At 67.1% G+C, this 26967-nt stretch carries 22 protein-coding genes; 20 read left to right on the top strand and 2 right to left on the bottom strand.

The window, feature by feature from the left end; all coding sequences use genetic code 11:
- Positions 1–226: 226 nt before the first annotated feature.
- Entirely contained in the window at positions 227–2230 is a 2004-nt protein-coding gene (locus ACMG4O_RS06495) for a hypothetical protein (RefSeq protein WP_414434682.1), read from the bottom strand.
- Positions 2231–2474: 244 nt separating this feature from the next.
- Between ACMG4O_RS06495 and cysW the strand changes: the two genes are divergently transcribed.
- From cysW to ACMG4O_RS06445, 10 genes are all read left to right on the top strand, one after another.
- Complete coding sequence (cysW, locus tag ACMG4O_RS06490; RefSeq protein WP_142949554.1) at positions 2475–3323, top strand: sulfate ABC transporter permease subunit CysW; 849 nt, start codon at positions 2475–2477, stop codon at positions 3321–3323.
- Complete coding sequence (locus ACMG4O_RS06485) at positions 3320–4414, top strand: sulfate/molybdate ABC transporter ATP-binding protein (RefSeq protein WP_142949555.1); 1095 nt, start codon at positions 3320–3322, stop codon at positions 4412–4414. The genes cysW and ACMG4O_RS06485 overlap by 4 nt, the downstream gene beginning before the upstream one ends.
- 144 nt (positions 4415–4558) lie before the next feature.
- Entirely contained in the window at positions 4559–5548 is a 990-nt protein-coding gene (locus ACMG4O_RS06480; RefSeq protein ID WP_142949556.1) for a PhoH family protein, read from the top strand.
- On the top strand, positions 5520–6026 hold the full coding sequence (gene ybeY, locus ACMG4O_RS06475; RefSeq protein ID WP_370185986.1) for an rRNA maturation RNase YbeY: 507 nt from the start codon (positions 5520–5522) through the stop codon (positions 6024–6026). Before ACMG4O_RS06480 ends, ybeY begins: the two co-directional genes overlap by 29 nt.
- Positions 6026–6901: an HlyC/CorC family transporter gene (locus ACMG4O_RS06470; protein WP_370203164.1), complete on the top strand. Its 876-nt coding sequence runs from the start codon at positions 6026–6028 to the stop codon at positions 6899–6901. The genes ybeY and ACMG4O_RS06470 overlap by 1 nt, the downstream gene beginning before the upstream one ends.
- Positions 6902–7081: 180 nt before the next feature.
- Positions 7082–8647, top strand: coding sequence for a hypothetical protein (locus ACMG4O_RS06465; protein WP_414434681.1), 1566 nt, complete (start codon positions 7082–7084; stop codon positions 8645–8647).
- Between the two features lie 125 nt (positions 8648–8772).
- Positions 8773–10251, top strand: a complete 1479-nt coding sequence (gene lnt / locus ACMG4O_RS06460; RefSeq protein ID WP_414434680.1) for an apolipoprotein N-acyltransferase — start codon at positions 8773–8775, stop codon at positions 10249–10251.
- Between the two features lie 123 nt (positions 10252–10374).
- A complete protein-coding gene (locus ACMG4O_RS06455; protein ID WP_335629448.1) occupies positions 10375–11256 on the top strand; it encodes an MBL fold metallo-hydrolase in 882 nt (293 codons plus the stop codon).
- A 9-nt stretch (positions 11257–11265) separates the two neighbouring features.
- Positions 11266–12933 carry a TIGR01244 family sulfur transferase gene (locus ACMG4O_RS06450; RefSeq protein WP_414434679.1) on the top strand — a complete coding sequence of 556 codons (1668 nt, stop codon included), beginning with the start codon at positions 11266–11268 and terminating at the stop codon, positions 12931–12933.
- Positions 12918–14669, top strand: coding sequence for a SulP family inorganic anion transporter (locus ACMG4O_RS06445; RefSeq protein WP_414434678.1), 1752 nt, complete (start codon positions 12918–12920; stop codon positions 14667–14669). Before ACMG4O_RS06450 ends, ACMG4O_RS06445 begins: the two co-directional genes overlap by 16 nt.
- Positions 14670–14772: 103 nt before the next feature.
- Here ACMG4O_RS06445 and ACMG4O_RS06440 read toward each other — a convergent pair whose 3' ends face one another.
- Positions 14773–15390 carry a YdcF family protein gene (locus tag ACMG4O_RS06440; RefSeq protein ID WP_335629445.1) on the bottom strand — a complete coding sequence of 206 codons (618 nt, stop codon included), beginning with the start codon at positions 15388–15390 and terminating at the stop codon, positions 14773–14775.
- Between the two features lie 101 nt (positions 15391–15491).
- On the opposite strand from ACMG4O_RS06440, the gene leuS reads away from it, so the two are divergent.
- The 10 genes from leuS (at position 15492) to rodA (ending at position 26959) form a co-directional block, all read left to right on the top strand.
- Positions 15492–17957 carry a leucine--tRNA ligase gene (gene leuS, locus ACMG4O_RS06435; protein ID WP_414434677.1) on the top strand — a complete coding sequence of 822 codons (2466 nt, stop codon included), beginning with the start codon at positions 15492–15494 and terminating at the stop codon, positions 17955–17957.
- 20 nt (positions 17958–17977) lie between these two features.
- Positions 17978–18487: an LPS assembly lipoprotein LptE gene (lptE, locus tag ACMG4O_RS06430; RefSeq protein ID WP_142949566.1), complete on the top strand. Its 510-nt coding sequence runs from the start codon at positions 17978–17980 to the stop codon at positions 18485–18487.
- Between the two features lie 5 nt (positions 18488–18492).
- Positions 18493–19494, top strand: a complete 1002-nt coding sequence (holA, locus tag ACMG4O_RS06425) for a DNA polymerase III subunit delta (protein WP_414434676.1) — start codon at positions 18493–18495, stop codon at positions 19492–19494.
- Between the two features lie 91 nt (positions 19495–19585).
- A complete protein-coding gene (locus ACMG4O_RS06420) occupies positions 19586–20440 on the top strand; it encodes a class I SAM-dependent methyltransferase (protein WP_414434675.1) in 855 nt (284 codons plus the stop codon).
- 659 nt (positions 20441–21099) lie between these two features.
- Positions 21100–22356: a glutamate-5-semialdehyde dehydrogenase gene (locus ACMG4O_RS06415; protein WP_142949615.1), complete on the top strand. Its 1257-nt coding sequence runs from the start codon at positions 21100–21102 to the stop codon at positions 22354–22356.
- Positions 22343–23032 carry a nicotinate (nicotinamide) nucleotide adenylyltransferase gene (nadD, locus tag ACMG4O_RS06410; protein ID WP_335629440.1) on the top strand — a complete coding sequence of 230 codons (690 nt, stop codon included), beginning with the start codon at positions 22343–22345 and terminating at the stop codon, positions 23030–23032. Before ACMG4O_RS06415 ends, nadD begins: the two co-directional genes overlap by 14 nt.
- Complete coding sequence (gene rsfS / locus ACMG4O_RS06405; RefSeq protein WP_067606306.1) at positions 23029–23388, top strand: ribosome silencing factor; 360 nt, start codon at positions 23029–23031, stop codon at positions 23386–23388. The genes nadD and rsfS overlap by 4 nt, the downstream gene beginning before the upstream one ends.
- Positions 23389–23423: 35 nt before the next feature.
- Complete coding sequence (rlmH, locus tag ACMG4O_RS06400; protein ID WP_067606308.1) at positions 23424–23894, top strand: 23S rRNA (pseudouridine(1915)-N(3))-methyltransferase RlmH; 471 nt, start codon at positions 23424–23426, stop codon at positions 23892–23894.
- Between the two features lie 21 nt (positions 23895–23915).
- Positions 23916–25823, top strand: a complete 1908-nt coding sequence (gene mrdA / locus ACMG4O_RS06395) for a penicillin-binding protein 2 (protein ID WP_414434674.1) — start codon at positions 23916–23918, stop codon at positions 25821–25823.
- Positions 25820–26959, top strand: a complete 1140-nt coding sequence (rodA, locus tag ACMG4O_RS06390; protein WP_142949572.1) for a rod shape-determining protein RodA — start codon at positions 25820–25822, stop codon at positions 26957–26959. The genes mrdA and rodA overlap by 4 nt, the downstream gene beginning before the upstream one ends.
- Positions 26960–26967 lie beyond the last annotated feature (8 nt).

Below are 26967 nucleotides of genomic sequence, written 5' to 3'. Positions count from 1 at the left end.
GCCTGTGGGAGCGGGCCCCGCCCGCGAAAGGGAGCGAAGCTCCCGGCAGGATTCCAGAGACCGGTCTAACACAGGCACCAACAACGCCTCTGGCATCCTGCCGGCCGGCTTTGCCGGCCTTTCGCTTGCAGGCAAGCTCCCACAAAACTGACTTCGTAGAACGCTTTGTTGCTCACTCCTGGAAGGGAGCCGCCGCAAAGGCGGCTCCCTTGGAGCTACGTACAGCTTATTCGGGCGCGCGGCCCAGGTAGTCGGCGATCAGCACCACGGATTCCGGCGCCGCCTGGGCGATGGAAGCGTCCGGGCTGACGTCGCCGCCGGCGGAGCTGAGGATGTTATCGAAACGCAGCACCATGCCCTGGGACTTTTCAGCCACATAGAGGTTGGCGCCGTCGAAGGCGATATCCACCGGGTTGCCGAGCATGGTGTTGCCGACCGCGTTGTTGTCCTCGTCGTCGATGCGCACCGCCACGTTGGTGATGCCGTCGGCGCTGGAGGCGTTATCCAACACGTACAGCTTGCCGTCGGTGGGGTTGGCGCCGCTGCCCACGTCGGACAGGATCAGCTTGTCGCCGTCCGCCACGTGCACGATGCCGTGCAGGTTGGTGGGTGCCGCGAAGGCGTTGCCGCCTTCCCCGGGGACGATGGTGCGGTCGGCGCCGCCGGCGCCACGGTCGGTGCTCAGATCGTCATAAACCGCCACGGTGCCGTCGGTAAGCGCCACGTACAGGCGGTCACCTTCGGGGTCGTAGTCCAGATCCCAGGGCTGCACGGTGAGGTCGATGCTGAAGATCGGGGCCACATCGCCGTCGGCCTGGGCGCCGAACACGCGCACGGAACCCGGCGCGCTGTTTTCGGTGACCAGCACCCAGCCCAGCTCGTCGGCGATATCAAAGCCCTTGGGCGCCGACAGGCCGGTGTTGGCGCCGGAAATCAGACGGTCGCGGCTCATGTTGAAGCTTTCACCGTCGCGGCCCACGCCCACCCGGTTGAGCACGGCGATGCCGCTGTCGTAGGTGGCGTAGGCGTCGCCGGTCTGGTTGACGCTGATGCTTTCCACCGGCTGGCCGACGGAGAAGTCGCGGCTCTGGGCGGTGAGGTCGGTGTCATAGACCAGCACGTCCGGGTCGGCGTTATCCGGGTCCGGGTTGCGGGTCACCATGACGCCGTTGATGGTCACGGAAGTGTCTTCCAGGTCGGACAGGTCGGGCTGCACCGGGCTGTCCATGATCACGGCCAGGGACTCGGGCTTGACGCTGTCCACCGTCTTGTCCGGAGCCACGTCGCCGGACGGACCGCTGAACACGCTGCGGTAAACCAGGATGGCGTCGTTGGATTTTTCCGCGATGTAGGCGGTGCTGCCGTCGAGCACCAGGTCCACCGGGTTACCCAGCATGGTGTCCGGGCCGTTGACGGTGCGGGCCGGGGTCACGGTGCCGTTGGCGGTGGAGGCGTTTTCGATCACGTACAGGCGGCCGTCGTCGGCGATGGCGGCGTCACCCACGTCGGTGACCACCAGGGTGTCGCTGTCGGCGTCGTAGCCGATGCCGTGCATGTTGGAGGTCATGCCGGCACTGTCCGGGGTGATGACACGGGCGCCGGCCACGCTGAAGCCGTTCGCCACATAGTCGTCGGCGACCAGGATGGTGCCGTTGGTCATGGCCAGGAACACCCGGTCGGCGTCTTCGTCGTAGGCCAGATCCCAGGCGTCGCCGGCCAAGGCCGTGGAGGCCAGCGGCGTGGCGCCGGCGCCGGCGGTGGTGCCGTAAATCTCGATGCTGTTGCCGTTGATGTTGGCGGCCATGATCAGGCCGGCCTCATGGGCGATCGCCACGCCTTTCAGGTTGGACGAGCCGGTGGCGGTGAAGGAGCGGTCCAGGGTGGCCACCGGGGAGGCGCCGTCCTGGCGGTCGAGAAGTTTGTGCAGGGTCTGTACGCTGCTGGGCACCGCGGTGTCGTCGGCGGCGTGCACGTTACCGAGCAGATCCAGCACGATGCCTTCGTTGGCGTCGGCGTTGAAGGTGGACTGAACGCGCAGACCGCTGTCGAGCTGGTCGATCTGGCCGACGCTGCCGCCGCCGTTGTGCATCACCAGCAGGGGCGAATCCTGATTGCCGCCGTTGTTGTTATCCGGGACGAAACTGCTGCCGCCGTTGCCACCGCAGGCGGCCAGGGTCACGGCCAGCGCCAGCGGCGACAGCCAGTAAAGACCATTGGTATTCAAGTTCATGCTCTCTCTCCTTGCTTCATCATGAAGGGGGCGGCCGGAGGTCGCCCGAACCGGGAATCGAGATCCCGTAAGGGGATACCCGCCCCGGGACGGCCCGGATGTAGCGAAACGTAACGATTTGTACGCGCCGGGAGAGTCCCGCGATCTAACGGCATGGCGAAAGGATATAAATGAGCGCTTTATTTTGCCGTTCCGGAATATAGAATCATCACCTCCCACAAACACCGTAAGGAGCCCGCCACCCATGTCCTCCGCAAACCGGCCCCACAAATGGCACCAATGGACGCTGGTCGCCGCCGCGTTCGCCGCCGTGGTGGTGTTGCTGGTGTTGCCGCTGGTGGTGATCTTCGCCGAGGCCTTCGCCCAGGGCGCCGGCATGGTGGTGGACAACCTGACCAGCGACGACATGATCGGCGCCATCCAGCTCACCGTGATCGTGGCGCTGATCACGGTGCCGGTGAATCTGGTGTTCGGCGTGCTGCTGGCCTGGTGCGTGACCCGCTACGAGTTCCGCGGCCGCAAGCTGCTCAGCACCCTGATCGACATTCCGTTCGCCATGTCGCCGGTGGTCGCCGGCCTCTGCTATCTGGTGGTGTACGGCGGCCAGGGCCTGGTCGGGCAGTGGCTGGACGACCGTTTCGACGTGCAGTTGATGTTCGCGCTGCCGGGCATGGTGATGGTCACCGTGTTCGTGACCTGCCCCTACGTGGCCCGGGTGCTGATTCCGCTGATGCAGTCCCAGGGCACCGAGGAAGAGGAAGCGGCGATCCTGCTGGGCGCCTCCGGCTGGCAGGCGTTCTGGTACGTGACACTGCCGAGAATCCGCTGGGCGCTGCTGTACGGCGTGGTGCTCACCAACGCCCGGGCGGTGGGTGAATTCGGCGCGGTGAGCGTGGTGTCCGGCCTGATCCGCGGCGAGACGCTGACCCTGCCGCTGCTGATCCAGATGCTCAACGAGGACTACAACACCGTGGGCGCCTTCACCGCCGCCGGCCTGCTGGGGGCCATGGCGCTGGTCACCCTGCTTCTGAAAACCGTGCTGGAATGGCGCCAGAGCAGCAAACTGAACGCCGCCGAGGAGACCCTGACATGAGCATCCGCGTTGACGGCATCCGCAAGACGTTCGGCGGCTTCGCCGCACTGGATGACATTTCCCTGAACGTGCCCCAGGGCGAGCTGGTGGGCCTGCTGGGCCCGTCCGGCTCCGGCAAGACCACCCTGTTGCGCATTATCGCCGGCCTGGAAAAACCGGACCGGGGCCGGGTGCTGTTCAACGAGCGCGACGTCACCACCCTGGACGTGCGCCGCCGCAAGGTGGGCTTCGTATTCCAGCAGTACGCCCTGTTCCGCCACCTGACCGTGGCCGACAACGTCGCCTTCGGGCTGCGCATGCTGCCGCGCGGCGAGCGCCCCGGCCGCGACGCGGTGCGCGCCCGGGTTCGTGAGCTGCTGGAACTGGTGCAGATGGACACCATGGCCGGGCGCTACCCGGCGCAGCTGTCCGGCGGCCAGAAGCAGCGCGTGGCGCTGGCCCGCGCCCTGGCCCTGGAACCGGAGGTGCTGCTGCTCGACGAGCCCTTCGGCGCCCTGGACGCCAAGGTGCGCAAGGAGCTGCGCCGCTGGCTGCGCCACCTGCATGAGCAGATTTCGGTAACCAGCATCTTCGTCACCCACGACCAGGAAGAGGCCATGGAAGTGTCCGACCAGGTGGTGGTGATGAGCCAGGGGCATATCGAGCAGATCGGCAGCCCGCTGACCGTCTACGAACAGCCGGCCAGCCGCTTCGTGTTCGACTTCCTGGGCCATATCAACGCCCTGGAGGGCCTCTACGACGGCGCCGTCTGGCAGTCCGGCGAGGCGCGCCTGCGCCTGGACACCCACGGCGCCTGCCCGGACGGCGCCCTGACCCTGTACCTGCGCCCCCACGAGGCGACCCTGGCCAAGGCCCCGGTCGAGCACGCCCACCTGCCGGTGAAACTGGCGGCGCGCAGCGTGTTCGGCGGCACCGTCACCCTGGAGCTGGAGCCGCGCGGCTGGGGCGCCGGCGTGCTGGAAGTGGAGCTGGACCGGGACACCTGGGCGGCCCTGGCGCCGGGCCGCGACGACACCCTTTACCTGCTGCCGCGCAGCCTGCAGACGGTGACCTGCGACGGCGATCTGGGCCCGCGCGTGGCGCCCGCCTGAGCGGCGCTGTCCGACAACCCGGCCACGGCGCTTGCCCCGACGCCGGGGGCCGGGCTAGAGTGCCGGCTGAGAGGGTTCCCCAGCGGGGCCCTTGAGAGTATTCTGAATTCATCGCCAACTGCCCCAGGGGCCATCTCTCCCAACTTGGACACACCAGCCGCTTCCCAGCAAGTCAGTCTTGAACCCTACGACTCCCGCCGTCTGGCCAGCCTGTGCGGCCGTCTCGACGAGCATATCAAGCAGATCGCCGACCGCCTGCAGGTGGATATCCGCAACCGCGGCAACCTGTTTCATCTGTCCGGCGACTCGCGGGCGGTGCAGGCCGCCTCCACGGTGCTCAACGACCTCTACGCCCAGACCGCCGACACCGAGGACCTGACCCCGGAAATGGTGCACCTGCATCTGCAGCAGTCCGAGCTGTCCGAGAAAGTCGACAACACGGTGGCGTTCCCCAGCGACGACGTGGTGATCCGCACCAAGCGCGTGCGCATCAAGCCGCGCGGCGGTCACCAGCGCGAGTACGTGAAAACGATCCGCCGCTTCGACATCAATTTCGGCATCGGCCCGGCCGGCACCGGCAAGACCTGGCTGGCGGTGGCCTGCGCGGTGGACGCCCTGGAGAAGTCCGAGGTGCAGCGCATTCTGCTGGTGCGCCCGGCGGTGGAGGCCGGCGAGAAGCTGGGCTTCCTGCCCGGCGACCTGGCGGAAAAGATCGACCCCTACCTGCGGCCGCTCTACGACGCCCTCTATGAAATGCTCGGCTTCGAGAAAGTGGCCAAACTGATGGACCGGCTGGTGATCGAAGTGGCGCCCCTGGCCTACATGCGCGGGCGCACGCTCAACAACAGTTTCGTGATCCTCGACGAGGCGCAGAACACCACCCCGGAACAGATGAAGATGTTCCTGACCCGCATCGGCTTCGGCTCCAAGGCGGTGATCACCGGCGACGTCACCCAGGTGGACCTGCCGCGCCATCAGAAATCCGGGCTGGTCAATGCCCTGGAGGTGCTCGCCGGCGAACAGGAAATCGGCGTCACCCGTTTCGACAGCCGCGACGTGGTCCGCCACCCGCTGGTGCAACGCATAGTAGAGGCCTACGACCGTCATGAGCGGGATACCGACCCCCAACGTTGAAGTCCAGTGGGCCAGCGACGCCCCGGACGCCCCCGACGAAGCCGACTTACGCGCCTGGGCCGTGAAAGCCGTGGCGGTGGCCGGCGGCGTGGTCGGCGACATCACCCTGCGGGTGGTGGACGACGCGGAAATCCAGACCCTGAACCGGGAGTACCGCGGCAAGGACAAGCCCACCAATGTGCTGTCCTTTCCTTTCGAAATGCCGGAAGGCCTGCCCGAGGACGCCTGCGCGCCGCTGCTCGGCGACATCGTGATCAGCGCCCCGGTGGTGCGCCGCGAAGCCGCCGAACAGCACAAACCGCTGGACGCCCACTGGGCGCACATGGTCACCCACGGCGTGCTGCACCTGCTCGGCTTTGACCATATCGACGATGACGACGCGGACGTGATGGAAGCCCTGGAAATCCGCGCCCTGGCCGAGCAGGGTTACCCCGATCCCTACACTGTTTCCCATTCAAGCAAGGAGTTGCATCTCTAATGTCGGACGACTATTCCGATAATGGCACCAGCCGAAGTTGGCTGGAGCGCGTCGGCCAGTTCTTCACCTCCACCCCCGGGTCCCGGGACGAGCTGCTGGACCTGATGCGCTCCATGCGCGACAGCGACATTATTGACGGCGACACCCTGGGCATCATCGAAGGCGCCATCTGCGTCAGTGAGATGCAGGTGCGCGAGATTCTGATTCCCCGCTCACAGATGGTCAGCATCCGCGCCTCCGACGACCCGCGCGACTTTCTGCCCACCATCATCGACTGCGCCCACAGCCGCTTCCCGGTGCTCGGCGACGACCCGGACGAGATCATCGGCATCCTGCTCGCCAAGGACCTGCTGGCGCTGATCCTGGAGCCGGCGCGCATGGAGCGCTTCGTGATCAAGGATCACGTGCGCTCGGCGATGGTGGTGCCGGAATCCAAGCGGCTGGACTCGCTGCTGCGCGAATTCCGCATCACCAAGAATCACATGGCCATCGTGGTCAACGAATACGGCGGCGTGGCCGGCCTGGTGACCATCGAGGACGTGCTGGAACAGATCGTCGGCGAAATCGAGGACGAACACGACATCGATGACGACGACTACCTGATCAAGGATCTGGAAGGCGACGACTTCACGGTGAAGGCGATCACCCCCATCGATGAATTCAACGAGCACTTCAAAACCCAGTACCGCGACGATGAATTCGACACCATCGGCGGCCTGGTGATGCAGGCCTTCGGCCACCTGCCCCAGCGGGAAGAATCCGTGGATATGGGCAACCTGCGCTTCACCGTGCTCAGCGCCGACGGCCGCACCATCCGCCTGCTGCGGGTGGCACCGCTGGACGCGGACAGCGACAGCGAAACCACCGACGGCTGATGACGTGACCCCACGCCGCGCACCGGCATGACAGGGCCTTATGCCCCATTCGGGGGATGAAACGGCGCGGCGGACTGCTATTCTCTCCAATTGTAAAATGGGCTCCTCGCCCACTAATAACAACATCGTCAACGTGGCTCCTTCGGCGTGCCGAACGGGCCAACGTCAAGGAGAGACGCCATGCGTTATTCAGGACTTGCCTCACTGTTATTGCTGTTGCTCGCCGGCTGTGCCACGCCGCCGGCGGAAAACAAGATGTCGGTTGCCCGGGAAACGGAAGCCGGTCAGGAAAAAGTCACATCACCGCCTTGCCCTTCCGTCTCAAACCGACCTCTGCGCCGCACCCGCGCCATCGACGATCACATTGTCCGGGTCAGCCCCGACGGTCTGATGGTGGATCCGGAGCAGGCCGGCCGCCCACTCGATCAAGCCCAGGCCCAGCAAGGCTTCCAGCACATGCTTTGCGAAGCCACCCGCCTCGCCGAGCATCACGGCGGCGACCGGCCCCGCCTGCTGGTCTATGTGCACGGCGGCCTCAACAGCTACCAGCACAGCGATCAGAAAGTTCACGACGGCCTGGCCTGGCGGATCATGAACGACCCACAGGACTGGCATTACCCGATTTTCATTTCCTGGAAATCCGATGCGCTGAGCACCTGGGGGGAACATATTCTGCGGCTGCGTGAAGGCAAAAAAGCCGGAGCCGTGGTCGGCGCCGCCAGCGCGCCCTTTATTCTGGTCGCGGATATCGCCACCACCCTGGGTCGCTTTCCGGCCACGGTCTACTACCAGCTCAGCAATGAAAAAGACCGCGCCGCCAGCCGCGGCGTGCTGATGCCATCGCGCGCCCTGTCCGGCAGCTGGAAAACCGCCAACCATAATTTCTGCGGCGAAAACGCCTGCGCCAATCCCGGCACGCTTCGCTACCAGGGCGAGCAGTCCGGCCTGACCGCCAACCTGAGCCGCTATAAAACCAGCTTTCTCAACAGCACCGGACGGGGCAGCGCGCAGATTGCCACCGTTCCGCTGCGTTACACCGTGGGCAGCCTCTGGCACAGCGCGGTTTCCGCCTCCGCCTGGGACGTCATGAAACGCCGCACCCAGACCCAGTTCTTCCCCGCTTCGGACTTCGACGGACGCTGGCAGCCCCGTGATCTGAAGCCGGTGCCCGGCGGGCACCTGTTTACCATGCTGCTGGCCCACGCCCGGTCCCGACCCGGCGCCCAACCCGATCTCACGCTGGTCGGGCACAGCATGGGGACCCTGGTGATCAACCGCGCACTGGAGCGTTTCCGGGACCAGTGGGCCGCCACGGACCTGATCGATAACCTGGTCTACATGGCCGCCGCCGCCAGCATCGAGGACAGCCTCAACGCCCTGGCGCCGATTCTGGCCGATGCGCCCCGGACCGGGGAAACGCCGGTAAACTTTTATAACCTTACCCTCAACCGCGTGGCGGAAGTCTCCGAGATGCATTACGGCGGCATTATCCCCACCGGCTCGTTATTGGTTTCCATCGACCAGCATCACGAACGACCCGAGCACGCACTGCGACGCACCTTCGGCTCCGAGGTCAACGTGCTCTCCTCGATCCAGATTGTGGATCAGGCACTCCGCCACAGCCGTGGCGATCTGGTGTTCAAGGCGTTTGATCGTCAGGTCGGCGCTCCGCCGTCGTCGCACGGGGATTTCGGTGACATCCCCTTCTGGCGCCAGGAAACCTGGCGGCTCAGCCAGCAGCCTTGAAGCCGGTTTGGCGCGCGCCACCCCGCCGGGGCGGCGCGTGCCATGGATTGCCGGCGCTAACTTGCGTATAACAAGGCTTCGCCTACCCGGCCTCCTTTTGTCTTTTTGCAATCGTGATCCTGCTTATGCGCAATCTATTTCTGGCCCTGATCGCCGGCCTGCTGTTCCCCTTGGCGTTCGCTCCCTACGGTCTGTGGCCGTTGCTGCTGGTCAGCGTGGCGCTGGCCTACTGGGTGCAGGCCAGCGCCGGGTCCGCCAAGGCGGCGCTGCTGGGCGGCTGGGTCTATGGCCTGGGCATGTTCGGGTTCGGCGTGGCCTGGCTGCAGGTGTCGATGACCGACTACGGCTATATGCCGCTGTGGATGGCGGTGCCGGCCACCGCCGCCTTCGCCGCGCTGCTGGCGTTGTTCTACGGCCTGGCGTTCTGGCTGACCCGCCGGTTCGGCGGCGGCGGCCTGATGTTCGCCGGCGCCTGGGTGCTGGCGGACTGGTTGCGTGGCTGGCTGCTCACCGGCTTCCCCTGGCTGTACGGCGGCTACGCGCTGATCGACACGCCGCTGGCCGGGCTGGCGCCGCTGGGCGGCATCTGGCTGATGACCCTGGCCGCGGTGATTCTGCCGGTGACCGCCGTGGAACTGGTGCTGCGCCGGGGCCGGGGCACCGGGCCGCTGGTGTTGTCCCTGGCGCTGATCGTGGCCGGGGTGGTGGGCGGCCAGTTCAGCTTTACCCATGCCGAGGGCGAGCGGCAGCAGGTGGCGCTGGTGCAGGGCAATGTGCCCCAGGACCTGAAATGGCTGGCCACCATGCGCAAGGAAACCCGCGAGATCTACGCCGGCCTTACCGAGGGCCTGCCGGAGGGCACCCTGGTGGTGTGGCCGGAATCGGCGATGATCGAGTTCTACCAGGACATCGACGACTTCGTGGACGACCAGGGCGAAGCGGTGGCGGCCAAAGGCGGCGCGCTAATCAGCGGCCTGCCGTGGCGCGATGAAAGCCGCTCCCCGACCACCTACCACAACAGCATCGCGGTGGTGGGCACGGACAGCGATGACGGCGTCTACCACAAGCAGAAGCTGGTGCCGTTCGGCGAGTACGTGCCGCTGCAGGGTCTGATTCGCGGGCTGATCCCGTTTTTCGACCTGCCCATGTCCAGCTTCACGCCGGGCAGTCCGCGCCAGCCCAATCTGTATGCCCTGGGCCATGAGATCGCGCCCTTCATCTGCTACGAGATCCTTTACCCGGAGCTGGTGGCGAGCCGTACCGGCGGCGCCGACGTGCTGCTGACGATCAGCAACGACGCCTGGTTCGGCACCTCGGCGGGGCCCCACCAGCACTTCCAGATGACCCGGCTGCGGGCCCTGGAAACCGGCCGCTGGCTGCTGCGCGGCACCAATAACGGCATCACCGCGGTGGTCGACCACCGCGGCAAGGTGGTCGACCGGCTGCCCCAGTTCGAGCGCGACGTGCTGGTCGCCGAGTACCAGCCGCGCCGGGGCGAGACCCCGTTCATGCTGGCCGGCGTCTGGCCTACCCTGCTGCTGGCGCTGGCATTCGTGGTGCTGGGCCGGGGCCGCCGGGCGCGCGGTTTGCTGGAATCATTCTGATGCTGACGACATATACCTTTTAGGAATAAGCTTATAATCTAATTTGACAGGACCTCCTGGCCAACCTATAACGGAAGCCGGGCGCGACGCACGCCCGGCTGTTTTTTCCGTTCAGGAGGTTTCATGTCCCCGTCCGCCGCCGGCATCCCGCAGGTAGAGAGTTTTTTCGATCCGGTCACCAACACCGTCAGCTATGTGGTTATCGACCCGCAAAGCCGGCGCTGCGCGCTGGTGGACTCGGTGCTCGACTACGACGCCGCCTCCGGGCACACCAGCCACGCCGGCGCGCAAAAGCTGGTGGACTTCGTGCGCGCCCAGAACCTGACCGTGGACTGGCTGCTGGAAACCCACGTGCACGCCGACCATCTGTCCGCCGCGCCCTGGCTCCAGGAGCAGGTCGGCGGCAAGCTGGCCATCGGTGATCACATCCGCACCGTCCAGGACACCTTCGGCAAGGTGTTCAACGCCGGCACCGACTTCGCCCGCGACGGCAGCCAGTTCGATCACCTTTTCCATGACGGCGACCGCTACCAGGTCGGCGAACTGCAGGCCCGCGCCCTGCACACCCCAGGCCACACGCCCGCCTGCATGAGCCATCTGATCGGCGACGCCCTGTTTGTCGGCGACACCCTGTTCATGCCCGACTACGGCACCGCCCGCTGCGACTTCCCCGGCGGCGACGCGCGCACCCTGTACCGCTCGATCCGCAAGCTGCTAGCGCTGCCCGACGAGACCCGCGTGTTTCTCTGCCACGACTACCTGCCGGAAGGGCGCGACCGGTTTTGCTGGCAGACCACCATCGGCGAGCAGCGCCGTCACAACATCCATGTGCACGAGGGCATCAGCGAGGCGCAGTTCGTGGCCATGCGCGAAGAGCGCGACGCCACCCTCGGCATGCCGCGTCTGATTCTGCCCTCGGTGCAGGTGAACATGCGCGCCGGGCATTTGCCGCCGCCGGAGGACAACGGCGTGCGCTACATGAAAATTCCGTTGAACCGTCTCTAGGAGCAGCCGATGTCGGACTACAAACGCCTATCGCCCAATCTGGCCGTGGCCGGGCAGATCCAGCCCGGTGAGCTGGAGGACATCGCCCGGCAGGGTTTCCACACCGTAATCAACAACCGCCCGGACAACGAGGGCGACGACCAGCCCAGCAGCGAGACGCTGGAGCAGGCGGCCCGCGCCGCCGGGCTGGCCTACTACCACCTGCCGGTGACCCCCGGCGAGATCAGCGATACCGACATCCTGGGGTTCGCCGGGCTGATGCAGCAATCGCGCGGGCCGGTTCTGGCGTTTTGCCGCACCGGTAACCGCAGCAGCTCACTGTGGGCGCTGTCGGAAAGCGCGCGCACCGACCCGAAAACGCTGATCGCCACCGCCGATCAGGCGGGCTACGACCTGAGCAAGCAAGAAGCGCGGCTGCAACAACGCTGGCGCGCCGGCCCCGCGGCACAGCCGCACCCCGGCCATTCCGCGGCCACCACCTGGGACGTGCTGGTGGTCGGCGGCGGCGCCGGTGGTCTGGCGGCCGCCGCCAGCCTGCTCAAACGCCGGCCGTCACTGACCATCGCGGTGATCGAGCCCGCCGACACCCATTACTACCAGCCCGCCTGGACCCTGGTGGGCGGCGGCGCCTTCGACCCCGCCGACACCGCCCGGCCGATGGCCTCGGTGATGCCCCGCGGCGTGAAGTGGATCCGATCCCGGGTGGAAGCCTTCGTGCCGGAACAGAACCAGGTGGTGCTGGACGACGGCGGCCGGGTCAGCTACCGCATGCTGGTGGCCGCCCCGGGCCTGGAGCTGCACCTGGACGGCGTGGAGGGCCTGCGCGACAGCCTGGGCCGCAACGGCGTCACCTCCAACTACCTGTTTGAATACGCGCCCTACACCTGGCAGTGCGTGCGCGACCTGCACCAGGGCCGCGCCCTGTTCACACAGCCGCCGATGCCGATCAAATGCGCCGGCGCGCCGCAGAAGGCGCTCTATCTGTCCTGCGACCACTGGCGCCGCCACCACCGGCTGAGCAACATCGACGTGCAGTTCCACAACGCCGGCGGCGTGCTGTTCGGGGTGGAAACCTTCGTGCCGCCGCTGATGGAATACATGCGCCGCTATCAGGTGGGGCTGAACTTCAACAGCACCCTGAAAGCGGTGGACGCCGGCGCCCGTAAAGCCTGGTTCGTGGACACCGATGCGGACGGCAACCGTCAGGAGCGCGAAGAAGCCTTCGACATGCTGCATGTCACGCCGCCGCAACGGGCGCCGCGCTGCGTGCGGGAAAGCGCCCTGGCCAACGACGCCGGCTGGTTGGACGCGGACCCGGAAACCCTGCGCCATAACCGTTTCGAGAACGTGTTCGCCATCGGCGACGCCAGCGGCACCGGCAACGCCAAAACCGCCGCGGCGGTGCGCAAACAGGCGCCGGTGGTCGCCGCCAATCTGCTCGCCACCCTGGACGGCAAGCCCATGGGCGGCCGCTATCAGGGCTACGGTGCCTGCCCGCTGACGGTGGAAAAGGGCAAGGTGATCCTCGCCGAATTCGGCTATCAGGGAGCGCTGCAACCCAGCTTTCCGCTGGATCCGACCAAGGCGCGCAGCAGCTACTGGTGGCTGAAAGCCAAAGCCATGCCGCGCATCTACTTCGACCTGATGCTGAAAGGCCGTGAATGGCTCACCGGCTGACCCTGGTCCCCTGGCTGAAAGGCTACCGGCCCGGCGACGCCGCCGCCGACGGCATGGCGGCGCTGATCGTCACCCTGATGCTGATCCCGCAGAGCCTGGCCTATGCGCTGCTTGCCGGGGTGCCGGCGCAGATGGGTCTGTACGCCAGTATTCTGCCGCTGATCGGCTATGCGCTGTTCGGCTCCAGCCGCACTCTGGCGGTGGGGCCGGTGGCAGTGGTGTCGCTGATGACGGCGGCCGCCGCCGGTCAGGTGGCCGGCGGCGACAGCGGCGCCTACCTGGCGGCCACGGTGATACTGGCGCTGCTCTCCGGCGTCTTCCTGGTGGCCATGGGCCTGCTGCGCCTGGGCTGGATCGCCAACCTGCTCAGCCATTCGGTGATCAGCGGTTTTATCACCGCATCCGGGCTGTTGATCGCCGCCAGCCAGCTTAAGCACCTGCTGGGCATTCCGATGCAAGGCGACACGCTTTGGGAACTGGCGCTGTCGGCGTTCCGCGAGGCCGCCGGCGTCAACGGCGCCACCCTGCTGGTGGGGGCCGCCGCCCTGCTCTTCCTGCTGTGGGCGCGCGGTCCGCTGAAACGGCTGCTGGCGCGCACGCCGCTGCCGCCCATGCTGGCCGATCTGCTCGCCAAGGCCGGGCCGGTGCTGGCAGTGATCGGCACCACCGTGGCGGTGGCGGCCGGCGACCTGCAGAGCCGGGGCGTGGCGGTGGTCGGCGCCATCCCCGGCGGCCTGCCGGCGCTGTCGTTGCCGGCGTTCGACGCCGGCGTGTGGGGCCAGTTGGCGCTGCCGGCGCTGCTGATCAGCCTGATCGGCTTCGTGGAGTCGGTGTCGGTGGCGCAGACCCTGGCCGCCAAGCGGCGCCAGCGGGTCGACAGCAACGCCGAACTGGTCGGCCTGGGCGCCGCCAATCTGGCCTCCGGGGTGAGCGGCGGCTTCCCGGTCACCGGCGGGTTTTCCCGCTCGGTGGTCAATTTCGACGCCGGTGCCCGCAGCCCCATGGCCGGCGTGTTCACCGCCGGCGGCATCGCCCTCACGGCGCTGTTTTTCACCCCCTGGTTTTACTACCTGCCCAAGGCCACCCTGGCGGCGACCATTATCGTCGCGGTGCTGACCCTGGTGGACCTGGGCGCGCTGCGGCGCGCCTGGCGCTACTCCAAGGCGGATTTCACCGCCATGCTGGTGACCCTGGCCGGGGTGCTGCTGGCGGGGGTGGAGATCGGCGTGATCGCCGGGGTGGGCGCGGCGCTGGCGCTGCACCTGTGGCGCACCAGCCAGCCGCACATGGCGGAGCTGGGGCAAATGCCAGGCACCGAGCACTTCCGCAATGTGCGCCGCCACCCGGTGATCACCTCGCCCCGGGTGCTGTCGATCCGGGTGGATGAATCCCTCTACTTCGCCAACGCCCGGCGCACCGAGGACGCCATCTACGACATGGCGCTGAATTGCGACGGCCGCCGCCATGTGGTGCTGCTCTGCTCGGCGATCAACCACATCGACGCCAGCGCCCTGGACAGCCTGGAAAGCCTGAACCGGCGCCTGCTGGACGCCGGCGTCACCCTGCATCTGTCGGAGGTGAAGGGCCCGGTGATGGACCAGCTGAAACGCAGCGACTTTCTGCGGCATCTCAGGGGAGAGGTCTTTATGACCCATTACCAGGCGCTGGCAGCCTTGGATGCCGAAACCAGCGAACGGGCTTCAAGCCTCAAGCCACAAGCTGCAAGCAGGTCGTGACCGCGGAAACGCCGCGACATGGAAGGGACCCGCCGCATCTCCCGCCGGCCCCCAGGCACGACACCTGAACCGGCACGGCCAGCCTGCGGCTTGTAGCTTGCAGCTACCAGAAATAGCGCAAGTAATACCAGATCAGCGCGACCCACTCGCGCCAGATCACCGGCACCTGCGACAACGCCCCGGCGGAGGGCGCCCAGGCCGGCTTGGGCAGGGATTCCAGCGCCACCGCCTCGACCCGCAACCCGTGGCGCTGGAAGCAGAGTATCGCCCTCGGCATGTGGGCGCGGTCGGTGACCACCACCACCGACTTCACCCCCAGAGGACGCAGCAGGGCGGCGGTGTTGCGGGCGTTTTCCCAGGTGCTGCGGCTGTTCGGTTCGATGTGGGTGCGGGCCTCCGGCCAGACGCGCAGCACTTCCTGCGCCATCATCGCCGCTTCGGAATCGTCCGGGTCGGCGGGGGCGTGGTCCTCGGCGCCGCCGCTTAACACGATCGGCAGGTCGCGCTGCCAGGCCTCGCGCAGCCCGGCCTGGACCCGCCGCAGGCCGGTGGGGTTGAGCCGGTAGTCCTGGCCGTCGCGCTGCCGACCGGCACCCAGCACCACCACCGCGCCCGGGCGCGCACCGGGCTCCTTGGCCGGTAACGGCGGATAGAACTGCCGCACCACCGCCGGCAGGGTGGCGCCGATCAGCACCAGTGCCAGGGCGGCGGTGATCAACATACCGCGCATCCGCTGTCTGCCCGCCTTATGCTCATGTATCCTAGGCCCCTTGCAGATATCATCCCGTTTATTAATTACCCGCTTATCAATTAAGAGAGCCGATGGACGCACAGTATCGCCCCGACCAGGTAGAACAGGAAGCCCAGCAACACTGGGACACCGCCCGCAGTTTCAAGGTCACCGAGCAACCCGGTAAAGAGACCTTCTATTGCCTGAGCATGTTCCCCTACCCGTCCGGCCGGCTACACATGGGCCATGTGCGCAACTACACCATCGGCGACGTGATCAGCCGCTATCAGCGGATGCTGGGCAAGAACGTGCTGCAGCCCATGGGCTGGGACGCCTTCGGCCTGCCGGCGGAAAACGCGGCGATCAAGAACGACACCGCGCCGGCGCCCTGGACCTACCAGAACATCGACTACATGCGCGGCCAGCTTAAGCGTCTGGGTTTCGGCTACGACTGGGACCGGGAGCTGGCCACCTGCACGCCGCAATACTACCGCTGGGAACAGTGGTTCTTCACCCAGCTGTTTGAAAAAGGCCTGGTGTACCGCAAGCAGTCCACCGTCAACTGGTGCCCCAACGACCAGACCGTGCTCGCCAACGAGCAGGTCATCGAAGGCTGCTGCTGGCGCTGCGACACCCCGGTGGAGCAAAAGGACATCCCCCAGTGGTTTATTAAAATCACCGACTACGCCGACGAACTGCTCAACGACCTGGACCAGCTGGACGGCTGGCCGGAGCAGGTCAAGGCGATGCAGAAAAACTGGATCGGCCGCTCCGAAGGCGTGGAGCTGGACTTCGCCATCGAGGGCCCGCAGGGCAACGAGCTGCTGCGCGTCTACACCACCCGCCCGGACACCCTGATGGGGGTCAGCTATATGGCGGTGGCCGCCGGCCACCCGCTGGCCAAGGCGGCCGCCGAGCGCGACCCGGAAGTGGCGGCCTTCGTGGACGAATGCCAGCACGCCGGCGTGGCCGAGGCGGACATCGCCACCATGGAGAAGAAAGGCATCTTCACCGGCGTGTATGCCCGGCACCCGATCACCGGCAAGGACGTGCCGGTGTGGGTGGCCAACTTCGTGCTGATGAGCTACGGCACCGGCGCGGTGATGGCGGTGCCCGCCCACGACCAGCGCGACTTCGAGTTCGCCCACAAGTACGGCCTGCCGATCAATCAGGTGATCGAGCCCGCCAACGGCGAGACCCTGGACCTGGACAACGAAGCCTTCACCGCCAAGGGCAAGCTGGTGAACAGCGGTGAATTCGACGGCCTGACCTCCGAGCAGGCGTTCGACGCCATCGCCGCCTGGCTGTCCGAGCGCGGCCTGGGCGAGAAGAAAGTGAACTACCGCCTGCGCGACTGGGGCGTGTCCCGGCAGCGCTACTGGGGCGCGCCGATCCCGATGCGCTCGCTGGAGGACGGCACCCAGGTGCCGGTGCCGGAAGACGAGCTGCCGGTGGTGCTGCCCGAGGACGTGCGCATGGACGGCGTCACCTCGCCGATCAAGGCCGACCCGGAGTGGGCCAAAACCGAACACCAGGGCCAGCCCGCGTTCCGCGAAACCGACACCTTCGACACCTTCATGGAATCGAGCTGGTACTACGCCCGCTTCACCTGCCCGGACGAAGACCAGGCGATGCTGGACCCGGCCCGCGCCAATTACTGGCTGCCGGTGGATCAGTACGTGGGCGGCATCGAGCACGCCATCCTGCACCTGCTGTACGCGCGCTTCTTCCACAAGCTGCTGCGCGACACCGGCCTGGTGGAGTCCGACGAGCCGTTCAAACGGCTGCTCTGCCAGGGCATGGTGCTCAAGGACGGCGCCAAGATGTCCAAGTCCAAGGGCAACACCGTGGACCCGCAGCAAATGATTGAGGAATTCGGCGCCGACACCGTGCGCCTGTTCATGATGTTCGCGGCGCCGCCGGAGCAGTCCCTGGAATGGAACGATTCCGGCGTGGAAGGCGCCCACCGTTTCCTCAAACGGCTGTGGCGGCTGGTGGCGGAACACGTGGAAGGCGGCCCGGCCCCGGCGCTGGACCCGGCCGCCCTGGACGACAGCGGCAAAACGCTGCGCCGCAAGACCCACGAAACCATCCAGAAGGTCAGCGACGACATCAGCCGCCGCTACACCTTCAACACCGCCATCGCCGCGGTGATGGAACTGAGCAACGAAGTCAGCCGCTCGTTCAACGAGGGCGGCGACGAAGGCCCGGCCCGGGCGGTGCGCCAGGAAGCCCTGGAAGCGGCGGTGCTGCTGCTGTCGCCGATCGTGCCCCACGCCGCCCATGCCCTGTGGCACGCCCTGGGCCATGACGAGGCGGTGATCGACGCCGCCTGGCCGGCGGTGGACGAAAGCGCCCTGGTCAAGGACACCCTGGAGATGGTGGTACAGGTGAACGGCAAAGTACGCGCCAAACTGACCGTGCCGGCCAACGCCGATAAAGAGAGCGTGGAAGCGCTGGCCCGGGAAGAAGCCAATGTGGTGCGCTTCACCGAAGGCAAGACCATCCGCAAGGTGATCGTGGTGCCGGGCAAGCTGGTTAATATTGTCGCCAACTGAACATTGATCGGAGACCGCCAGTGATACGTCACGCCCGAACCGCCCTGCTGCTCACCGCCGCTGCCCTGTTGCTGGCGGCCTGCTCCGGCTGGCAACTGCGCGGTCAGACCTCCACGCCGGAGCTGGAGTCGATCACCCTGGACGGCGCCAGCGCCCGGCTGCGCTACACCCTGGAGGACGAGCTGGAACCCAGCGGCGTGCTGATCCACGGCGAATCACAGAACATCGTGATGATTCTCGACGAACGCTGGGACAGCCGCACCGCGGCGGTGGACGCCCGCGGCCGCGCCGCCGAGCGCGAGCTGCGCTACGAGATCACCTGGCAGCTGGTGGACCGCGACACCGAGGCGATGCTCAACCCGCCACGGCGCATTTCCGCGCTGCGCAGCTTCGCCTATTCGCCGGATAACGTCACCGCCACCTCCGACGAGGAAGAACTGGTGCGCGACGATCTCTACGAGGACGTGGCCTACCGGCTGATCAACCAGCTGGCCAACGCCGCCCGCAAAATCGACAGCCGGAACCGCTAGCCGCCATGCGCCTGCGTGTGGAGCAACTCGCCAAGCACCTGCAAAGCGACCTGCTGCCGGTCTATCTGGTGGCCGGCGACGAGCCCCTGCAGCAGGACGAATGCCTGGATGCCCTGCGCGCCACCGCCCGCCAGAAAGGCTTCGACGAGCGCCACCGTTTCAGCGCCGACACCGGCATTGACTGGAACGCCCTGCTCAATGAATCGCAAAGCATGAGCCTGTTCGGCGGCCGCCGGATTCTGGAACTGGTGCTGCTGGAAAAACGCCCGGACAAGAACGGCAGCCAGATCCTGCGCGACCTGCTCGACCACCCCAACGACGACACCCTGATTCTGATTCGCTGCTCGCGGCTGGACCGCCGTAAGGACTGGAACAGCGCCTGGGTCAAGGCGGTGGAAAAAGTCGGCGCGGTGGTGGAGATCTGGCCGGTGGAAGGCAAGCAGCTGCAGCACTGGCTGCGCGACCGGCTCGCCGCGCTCAAGCTGACCATCGATGACGACGCCCTGGAGCTGCTGATCCAGCGCAGCGAAGGCAACCTGCTGGCCGCCGCCCAGGAAGTGGACAAGCTCGCTCTGCTGGCCACGGACGGCCGCGTCGACGCCGCCACCGTGCAGCAGGCGGTGGGCGATTCCAGCCGCTACACGCCGTTCGACCTCACCGACGCCACCAGCGGCGGCGACGCCAACCGGGCGCTGCGCATTCTGCGCACCCTGCGCGCCGAAGGCGTGGAAGCGCCGGTGGTGCTGTGGGCCCTGGGCCGGGAAATCCGCGCCCTGGACGCGCTCGCCACCGGCGGCGCCCCACCGCGCCTGCCGCCCCAGCGGCTGCGCGCCCTGCAGGCCCAGGCCGGGCGCATGCCGCCGCGCCAGCTGCACCAGTGCCAGGCACTGGCGATCCGCGCCGACCAGGCCGTCAAAGGCATGGGGCCCGGCGACCCCTGGCAGTTTCTCGCCGGGCTGGTGCTGCGCCTGTGCGGCAAACCGCTGCCGGCGATCCTGGAAAAATAACCGCCGCCTGTTTTGGCCCCTTGGCCCCCGGCGCCGGGCGGCCGGCTTTGCTAGCCTTCGGCGTTGCGATTCCACCACAGGCAGGATAGCCATGGACAAGCACGCCCCGGACACCTCGTCGATCAGCTTCACCGCGCTCTATACCGGCCAGGTATGGGTGCGCAACGGCCTCTCCGAGCCGTTCTTCCAGACCCGCTCGGGGGCGCTGCTGTACGGCGCCATGAGCCCCATGGAAGCGCTCGGCAAGCGGATACTGGGCGGCAATATCCGCACCTTCCTGCTGCAGCGCCACCATCTGATCGACGCGCGCCTGGAGGCGCTGATCGAGCAGCATCCGGATTTGCAGGTGGTGGAGATCGCCTGCGGGCTGTCACCGCGCGGCTGCCGCTTCCGGCAACGCTTTCCGTCGATCACCTATGTGGAGGCGGACCTGCCCGACATGGCCGACCGCAAACGCCGCCTGCTGGCCGCCAAGGGCTTCTTAAGCGCCACCCACCGCGTGGTGCCGGTGAACATTCTCGCCGAGGACGGCCCGGACAGCGTCGCCGCCCTGCTCGACGGCCTGGACCCGGCGCGGCCGGTGGCGGTGATCACCGAAGGGCTGATCAACTACTTCAGCCTGGACACCGTGACGCCGTTCTGGGGCCGGCTGGCCGCCGGCCTGCGTCGTTTCCCGCGCGGCGTGTATCTGAGCGACAACTACCCGCTGTACGCCAACATGCGCTTCCACCGCACGCTGAAAACCCTGGGCGGGTTGCTGGGCGCGATATCGCGCAGCCAGGTGGCGTTCCACTTCCGCTCCGACGCCGACACCGAGCGCCACTTCCTGAACCAGGGCTTCGACGCCCTCACCGTCCACGACCCGGCGGATTTCTACACCGCCCTGCCCATCCCCCGCACCCGCGGCACCCCCATGGTGCGGGTCCTCGAAGCGTCCGTTTCCTGACTTTGCGGCAGCGGGCCCTGTGGGAGCGGGCTGTGGGAGCGGGCCCCGCCCGCGAAAGGGTGGCTTTAGCCACCCGGCGGGATTCCAGAGACCTTTCTCTCCAGAAAGCCCGCACCGGGATCGGGTGGGCCCGTCCAGGACACGCCACGAGTACATCCCTGTAGGCTCGACGTTTGGCCATCCCTGGCCAAACACGGTCCTGGACGGGCCCACCCGATCCCGGCGCTCCTTGGAAAATTGAAAGGCCCGGGCGCTTTCTCTGAAAGGGTGGAGTCGACCCGTGGCAGTGACGCTGCCAAGTGAGCGGTGCAATGGTGGTGCCTGGAGGGACCTATTTGGCCATGGATGGCCAAATGAGAGCGGCCAGGGACGGCTTGAGCGATCCCGGAAGGCACCACCATTGCACCGCGTCTCGGATACGGAGCGCCAGACACCGGAAGAGCCAGCGTTTCTGGAATTCTGCCGGGAGCTGCGCTCCCTTTCGCGGGCGGGGCCCGCTCCCACAATTGCTTCCAGAGCCGCCGCCGCAACCCGCTCCCCTCCGCCAACAGGCCCGCGCCCACCAGCCTGCAGGCGCCGGTTTCGCCCGGGGCCGCGAAGCGCCTATACTAGGCGCCTTCCGATTCTTTTCCGGTCAAACAATGGGCATCGCAGAGAACATGGATATCCAGCAGTACATGGCGACCGTGGGCGAACAGGCCCGCGGCGCGTCCCGGGCCATGGCCCGGGCCACCGCCGGCGACAAAAACGCCGCCCTGAGCGCCATCGCCGGCGCGCTGCGCGCGCACCGCAGCGCCATTCTCGACGCCAACCAGCGTGATCTGGCGCGCGGCCGGGACAGCGGCCTGGACGCGGCGCTGCTGGACCGCCTGGAACTGACCCCGGAGCGCTTCGACGGCATGGTAGAGGGGCTGGAGCAGGTGATCGCCCTGGCCGACCCGGTGGGCGGCATCACCGACCTGAACTATCGGCCCTCGGGCATCCAGGTGGGCAAGATGCGCGTGCCGCTGGGCGTGATCGGCATCATTTACGAGTCCCGCCCCAACGTCACTATCGACGCGGCGGCGCTGTGCCTGAAATCCGGCAACGCGGCGATTCTGCGCGGCGGCTCCGAGGCGATCGATTCCAACCAGGCGATCGCCGAGTGCCTGCGCATCGGCCTGCGCGAAGCCGGCCTGCCGGAAACCGCCGTGCAGGTGATTGAGACCACCGACCGGGCCGCCGTGGGCGAGCTGATCACCCACCCCGAGTGGGTGGACGTGATCGTGCCGCGCGGCGGCAAGGGGCTGATCGAACGCATCAGCAACGACGCCCGGGTGCCGGTGATCAAGCATCTGGACGGCAACTGCCACGTCTACATCGACGCCCAGGCGGACGCCGGCAAGGCGATCAAGGTGGCCTACAACGCCAAGACCCAGCGCTACGGCACCTGCAACACCATGGAAACGCTGCTGGTGCACGCCGGCATCGCCGAGCGGGTGCTGCCGGAGCTGGCCGCCCAGTATCAGGCCGCCGGCGTGGAGCTGCGCGGCTGCGAGCGCAGCCGGGCGCTGCTCGACGGCATCGGCGAAGCCACCGAAACCGACTGGGCCGAGGAATACCTGGCGCCGGTGCTGGCGATCAAGCTGGTGGACGGCCTGGACGAGGCGCTGGAGCACATCCACCGCTACAGTTCCGGGCACACCGAGTCGATCATCACCGAAAACTACACCCTGGCGCGGCGGTTTCTCGCCGAGGTGGATTCCAGCTCGGTGATGGTCAACGCCTCCACCCGTTTCGCCGACGGCTTCGAGTACGGCCTGGGCGCGGAGATCGGCATCTCCACGGACAAGCTCCACGCCCGCGGGCCGGTGGGCCTGGAAGGGCTCACCAGCCAGAAGTGGGTGGTGCTCGGGGACGGGCATGTTCGGACGTGATACCGCGTCCGACCTTCCTTTGATCCTGTTCGGCGGTACTTTCGACCCGATTCACCGTGCCCATCTGCGGGCCGCCCTGGCGGTATCCCGGGCGCTCGGCGATGCGCCGGTGCATCTGTTGCCCAACGCGGTGCCGCCACACCGGCCCCAGCCCCTGGCCACCGGCGAGCAGCGGCTGGCCATGGTGCGCCGCGCCTGCGCCGGGCACAAACAGCTGGTCGCCGACGACTGGGAGCTGCGACACCCCAGCGGGCCGTCCTACACGCTGGCCACCCTGAAGCACTACAAACGGCTGATCGGCGCGCGCCCCCTGGTGTTCGTGGTGGGCGCGGACAGCTTCGCCGGTCTGCACCGCTGGCACCGTTGGCGGGAATTTCCCGCCCTCTGCCATCTGGCGGTGGTGCCACGCCCGCACAGCCCGCCGGCGCCGCTGTCGGTGCAGCGCGCCTTCCCGGCGGCGCCGGCGGCGCTGCTGCGCCGGCGGCCGGCGGGGCGGCGCCTGATGCTGCGCCGCCCGGAAATGGCGGTGGCCGCCACCGATATCCGCCGTGCTCTGCAGCACGATGGCGCCGATTATCACCTGACACCGGCGGTGCTGGCCCATATCCGACGCCTGGGCCTGTATAATGCCGACACCGTTCACCCAACCCGTCACGCACACAACGAGGCCCCATGAGTTCTCAACCCCCTTTGCTGGATCTGGTAATCGACGCTCTGGAAGAAATGAAAGCCAAGAACATTACCAGCCTGGATGTGCGCGCCGTCACCAGCGTCGCCGACGACATGGTGATCGCCAGCGGCACCTCCAGCCGCCACGTCAAAGCCCTGGCGGATTCGGTGATGGAAAAGGCCAAGAAGTCCGGCTATAAGCCCCTGGGCACCGAGGGCGAGCGCGGCGCGGAGTGGATCCTGGTGGATCTGGGCGACGTGGTGGTGCATCTGATGCTGCCGGCGACCCGGGAGTTTTATGATCTGGAGCGCCTCTGGCAGAATCCGGCGCACCATCCGGACCGGTCGCCGCAAAGCGACTGACCCTTTGCCATTCACTTGCGCGGCGGGTGTGTTGTTTGCGTATTCATCTTCTGGCTGTCGGCGGCAAAATGCCCTCCTGGGTGGTCCAGGGCTTCGGCGAGTATCAAAAAAGGATGCCGCCGGACATGCGCCTGGAACTCGAGGAGATTCCGCTGCCTAAGAGAAGCAAGGGGGACACCGCCGCTCTGGTGCGCGCCGAAGGCGAAGCGCTGGAGAAGCGGCTGACGAAATACCCCGGTGCTCATCAGGTGGCGCTCGAAGTGGGCGGCCGCGCGCTCTCCACCGAGCAGCTCAGCGAGCGCCTGGGTACCCTGAAGGATCTGGGCCAGGATCTGGTGGTGCTGGTGGGCGGGCCGGACGGTCTCTGCCCGCGGGTGTCCGCCGCCGCCCATGAGCGCTGGTCTCTGTCACCGCTGACCCTGCCGCATCCGCTGGTGCGGGTTCTGCTCGCCGAGCAGTTGTATCGCGGCTGGACGCTGCTCGCCGGCCATCCGTATCATCGCTGAACCACCGACTATCAGGGCCCAATGCGCCGACCTCTGACCTTAAAAGACCACCACCACGAGCAGCGGATTTTCAGCTTTCGGCTGCTGGTGAGCGCCATTCTGGTCACCCTGCTGACTGTGGGGCTGGTGGGGCGCATGGCCTGGCTGCAGATTTTCCAGCACAGCCGCTATACCACGCTCAGCGATGAAAACCGGGTTCAGACCCAGGCGGTGCCGCCGCCGCGCGGCCTGATCACCGACCGCAACGGCGAGATTCTGGCCGCCAACCGGCCGGACTTCACCGTGGAGGTGATCGTCGAGCAGATTCCCGACCTGCAGCGCACCCTGCGCGAGATCCACCAGCTGGTGCCGCTGGAAAGCGACGACATCGAACGCTTCAACAAGCGTCTGCAGGGGCCGCGCCGGCCCTGGGACCCGATCCCGCTGCGCGGGCGCCTGAGCGAGGACGAAATCGCCCGTATCACGGTGAACCAGCACCGGCTGCCGGGCGTGCGCGTGGCCGCCAACCCGGTGCGCCACTACCCCCACGGCAAGCTGTTTTCCCACGTGCTGGGCTACGTGAACCGGCTCAACGCGGAAGACCTGGACGGCATGACCCTCACCGAGCAGGGCGATTACGCCGGCACCCACTACTACGGACGCAGCGGTGTGGAGCGCTACTACGAGAACCGCCTGCACGGCGAGGTGGGTTACCGCCAGGTGGAAACCAACGCCCGCGGTCGGATACTGCGCGTGCTGGAGCAGAAGCCGCCGGTGCCCGGTGAAAACCTGCGCCTGACCCTGGATATGGACGTGCAGCGCGCCGCCGACGAAGCCCTCGGCGACCGGCGCGGGGCGGTGGTGGCCATCGACCCCCGTGACGGCAGTGTGCTGGCGTTCGTCAGCCGCCCGGTGTTCGACCCCAACCTGTTCGTCAACGGCATCTCCCACCAGGACTACGCCCGCTACCGGGAAGACCTGGACAACCCCCTGTTCAACCGGGCGCTGCAGGGCCGCTACCCGCCCGGCTCCACGGTGAAGCCCTTTATCGGGCTGGCGGGCCTGAACGCCGGGGTCACCGACTGGCAGCGCACCATTTTCGATCCCGGCTACTACCAGCTGGAGGACAACCCGCACCGTTACCGGGACTGGAAGCGCTGGGGCCACGGCCATGTGGATATGAACAAGGCGGTGGTGCAATCCTGCGACACCTACTTCTATGACCTGGGCTTCAAGCTGGGCATTTCCCGCATGCACGATTTCCTCAGCGACTTTTCGCTGGGCCAGCCCACCGGCATCGACCTGTTCAACGAGTCCTCCGGACTGCTGCCGTCCAAGGAGTGGAAGCGCGCGGCGCGCGGCGCCACCTGGTACCACGGCGATACCATCAACGCCAGCATCGGTCAGGGCTTCATGCTCGCCACGCCGTTGCAGCTGGCCACCGCCACCGCGATCCTCGCCCATCACGGCAAGCAGGTGACGCCCACCCTGGCCGCCGACGCCCTGCGCGTGCCGCCGCGGCCGGACGTCACGCTGCGCAACTCGGAAAACTGGCAGCGCATGGAGGACACCATGGCCGAGGTGGTCCATGGCGAGCGCGGCACCGCCAAGGTCATGGCCGAAGGGGCGCCCTACCGGATGGGCGCCAAGACCGGCACCTCCCAGGTGTTCTCGGTGGGCCAGGAGGAGACCTACAACGAGGACGAACTGGCCGAGCGGCTGCTCGACCACGCCCTGATCATCGCCTTCGCGCCGGTGGAAGAGCCCGCCATCGCGGTGGCGGTGCTGGTGGAAAACGGCCGCCACGGCGGCTCCACCGCCGGCCCGGTGGCGCGCCAGGTGATGGACGCCTGGCTGCTCAATGACAACGGCGAGCTGGCGGTGCCGCCGCCGCTGAACCGCACCCCGCAAACGCAAACCGCCGGCACGACCCAGGGAGGCGCCCCATGAGCGTACGGGAATACCAACGGCAGATGCCCCTGGGCGGCGGTCTCGGCACCAAGCTGTCGGCGCGCCTGCACCTGGACGCGCCGTTGCTGACGGCACTGCTGCTTCTGGTGCTGGGCGGGCTCGCCGTGCTCTACAGCGCCGGCGGCGGAGACCTGAACCTGGTGGTGCGCCAGTCGATCCGGTTGGGCGCGGGCTTTCTGGTGCTGCTGGTGCTGGCGCAGATCCCGCCGCGCAGTTACCGCTTCTGGACCCCGGTGATCTACGCCATCGGCGTGATCCTGCTGGCCCTGGTGGTGCTGGTGGGCACCGAGGCCAAGGGCGCCACCCGCTGGCTGACGTTGCCGGGCATCGGCCGTTTCCAGCCCGCCGAGCTGATGAAACTGGCGGTGCCGGCGATGGTGGCGTGGTTCTTCAGCGAACGGAACCTGCCGCCCAACAAGCTGGACGTGCTGGCGGCGCTGGGGCTGATTTTCCTGCCGGTGGTGATGATCGCGGTGCAGCCTGACCTGGGCACCTCGATCCTGATCGCCGCCGCCGGCCTGGTGGTGCTGTTCATGGCCGGCCTGTCCTGGCGGCTGATCAGCCTGGCGGTGCTGGTGCTGGTGATCGCCGCGCCGCTGATGTATTTCTTCGTCCTGCACGACTACCAGCGCAGCCGGGTGGACACCTTCCTCAACCCGGAGGCGGACCCGCGCGGCGCCGGCTGGAACATTATCCAGTCGAAGACCGCCATCGGCTCCGGCGGCGTCACCGGCAAGGGCTGGCTGGACGGCACCCAGTCGCGGCTGGATTTTCTGCCCGAATCGTCCACCGACTTCATTCTCGCCGTGCTCGGCGAGGAGTTCGGCTTGATCGGCTTTGTGCTGCTGATCTCGATCTATCTGGTGATCGTCGGGCGCGGCTTTTTTATCAGCTGGCAGGCCCAGGAGACCTTCTCGAGGCTGCTGGCGGCGGCGCTGACAATGACGTTTTTTATTTATATTTTTGTGAACGTCGGCATGGTGTCCGGACTCTTACCGGTGGTGGGCGTACCCTTACCCCTGGTGAGCTATGGTGGCACCTCGATCGTAACCCTGATGGCCAGCTTCGGCATGCTGATGTCGATTCACACCCATCGCCGTCTGATGACGTATTAAAGGAGAGA

The sequence above is a fragment of the Alloalcanivorax venustensis genome, assembly GCF_047495515.1.
GTDB lineage: Bacteria > Pseudomonadota > Gammaproteobacteria > Pseudomonadales > Alcanivoracaceae > Alloalcanivorax > Alloalcanivorax venustensis.
The sequence above is the reverse complement of the archived record's forward strand: the minus strand, read 5'-3'. Positions and strand labels throughout refer to the sequence as shown.

Bases quoted from the DNA above. Each gene is read 5' to 3' on its own strand.
- ybeY (WP_370185986.1), top strand. From the start codon at position 5,520: ATGAGCGGGATACCGACCCCCAACGTTGAAGTCCAGTGGGCCAGCGAC.
- ACMG4O_RS06455 (WP_335629448.1), top strand. From the start codon at position 10,375: ATGTCCCCGTCCGCCGCCGGCATCCCGCAGGTAGAGAGTTTTTTCGAT.
- ACMG4O_RS06485 (WP_142949555.1), top strand. From the start codon at position 3,320: ATGAGCATCCGCGTTGACGGCATCCGCAAGACGTTCGGCGGCTTCGCC.
- holA (WP_414434676.1), top strand. From the start codon at position 18,493: ATGCGCCTGCGTGTGGAGCAACTCGCCAAGCACCTGCAAAGCGACCTG.
- rodA (WP_142949572.1), top strand. From the start codon at position 25,820: ATGAGCGTACGGGAATACCAACGGCAGATGCCCCTGGGCGGCGGTCTC.
- nadD (WP_335629440.1), top strand. From the start codon at position 22,343: ATGTTCGGACGTGATACCGCGTCCGACCTTCCTTTGATCCTGTTCGGC.
- ACMG4O_RS06465 (WP_414434681.1), top strand. From the start codon at position 7,082: ATGCGTTATTCAGGACTTGCCTCACTGTTATTGCTGTTGCTCGCCGGC.
- rsfS (WP_067606306.1), top strand. From the start codon at position 23,029: ATGAGTTCTCAACCCCCTTTGCTGGATCTGGTAATCGACGCTCTGGAA.
- ACMG4O_RS06470 (WP_370203164.1), top strand. From the start codon at position 6,026: ATGTCGGACGACTATTCCGATAATGGCACCAGCCGAAGTTGGCTGGAG.
- ACMG4O_RS06415 (WP_142949615.1), top strand. From the start codon at position 21,100: ATGGATATCCAGCAGTACATGGCGACCGTGGGCGAACAGGCCCGCGGC.
- ACMG4O_RS06450 (WP_414434679.1), top strand. From the start codon at position 11,266: ATGTCGGACTACAAACGCCTATCGCCCAATCTGGCCGTGGCCGGGCAG.
- ACMG4O_RS06440 (WP_335629445.1), bottom strand. From the start codon at position 15,390: ATGTTGATCACCGCCGCCCTGGCACTGGTGCTGATCGGCGCCACCCTG.
- lnt (WP_414434680.1), top strand. From the start codon at position 8,773: ATGCGCAATCTATTTCTGGCCCTGATCGCCGGCCTGCTGTTCCCCTTG.
- ACMG4O_RS06420 (WP_414434675.1), top strand. From the start codon at position 19,586: ATGGACAAGCACGCCCCGGACACCTCGTCGATCAGCTTCACCGCGCTC.
- mrdA (WP_414434674.1), top strand. From the start codon at position 23,916: ATGCGCCGACCTCTGACCTTAAAAGACCACCACCACGAGCAGCGGATT.
- leuS (WP_414434677.1), top strand. From the start codon at position 15,492: ATGGACGCACAGTATCGCCCCGACCAGGTAGAACAGGAAGCCCAGCAA.
- ACMG4O_RS06445 (WP_414434678.1), top strand. From the start codon at position 12,918: ATGGCTCACCGGCTGACCCTGGTCCCCTGGCTGAAAGGCTACCGGCCC.
- ACMG4O_RS06495 (WP_414434682.1), bottom strand. From the start codon at position 2,230: ATGAACTTGAATACCAATGGTCTTTACTGGCTGTCGCCGCTGGCGCTG.
- cysW (WP_142949554.1), top strand. From the start codon at position 2,475: ATGTCCTCCGCAAACCGGCCCCACAAATGGCACCAATGGACGCTGGTC.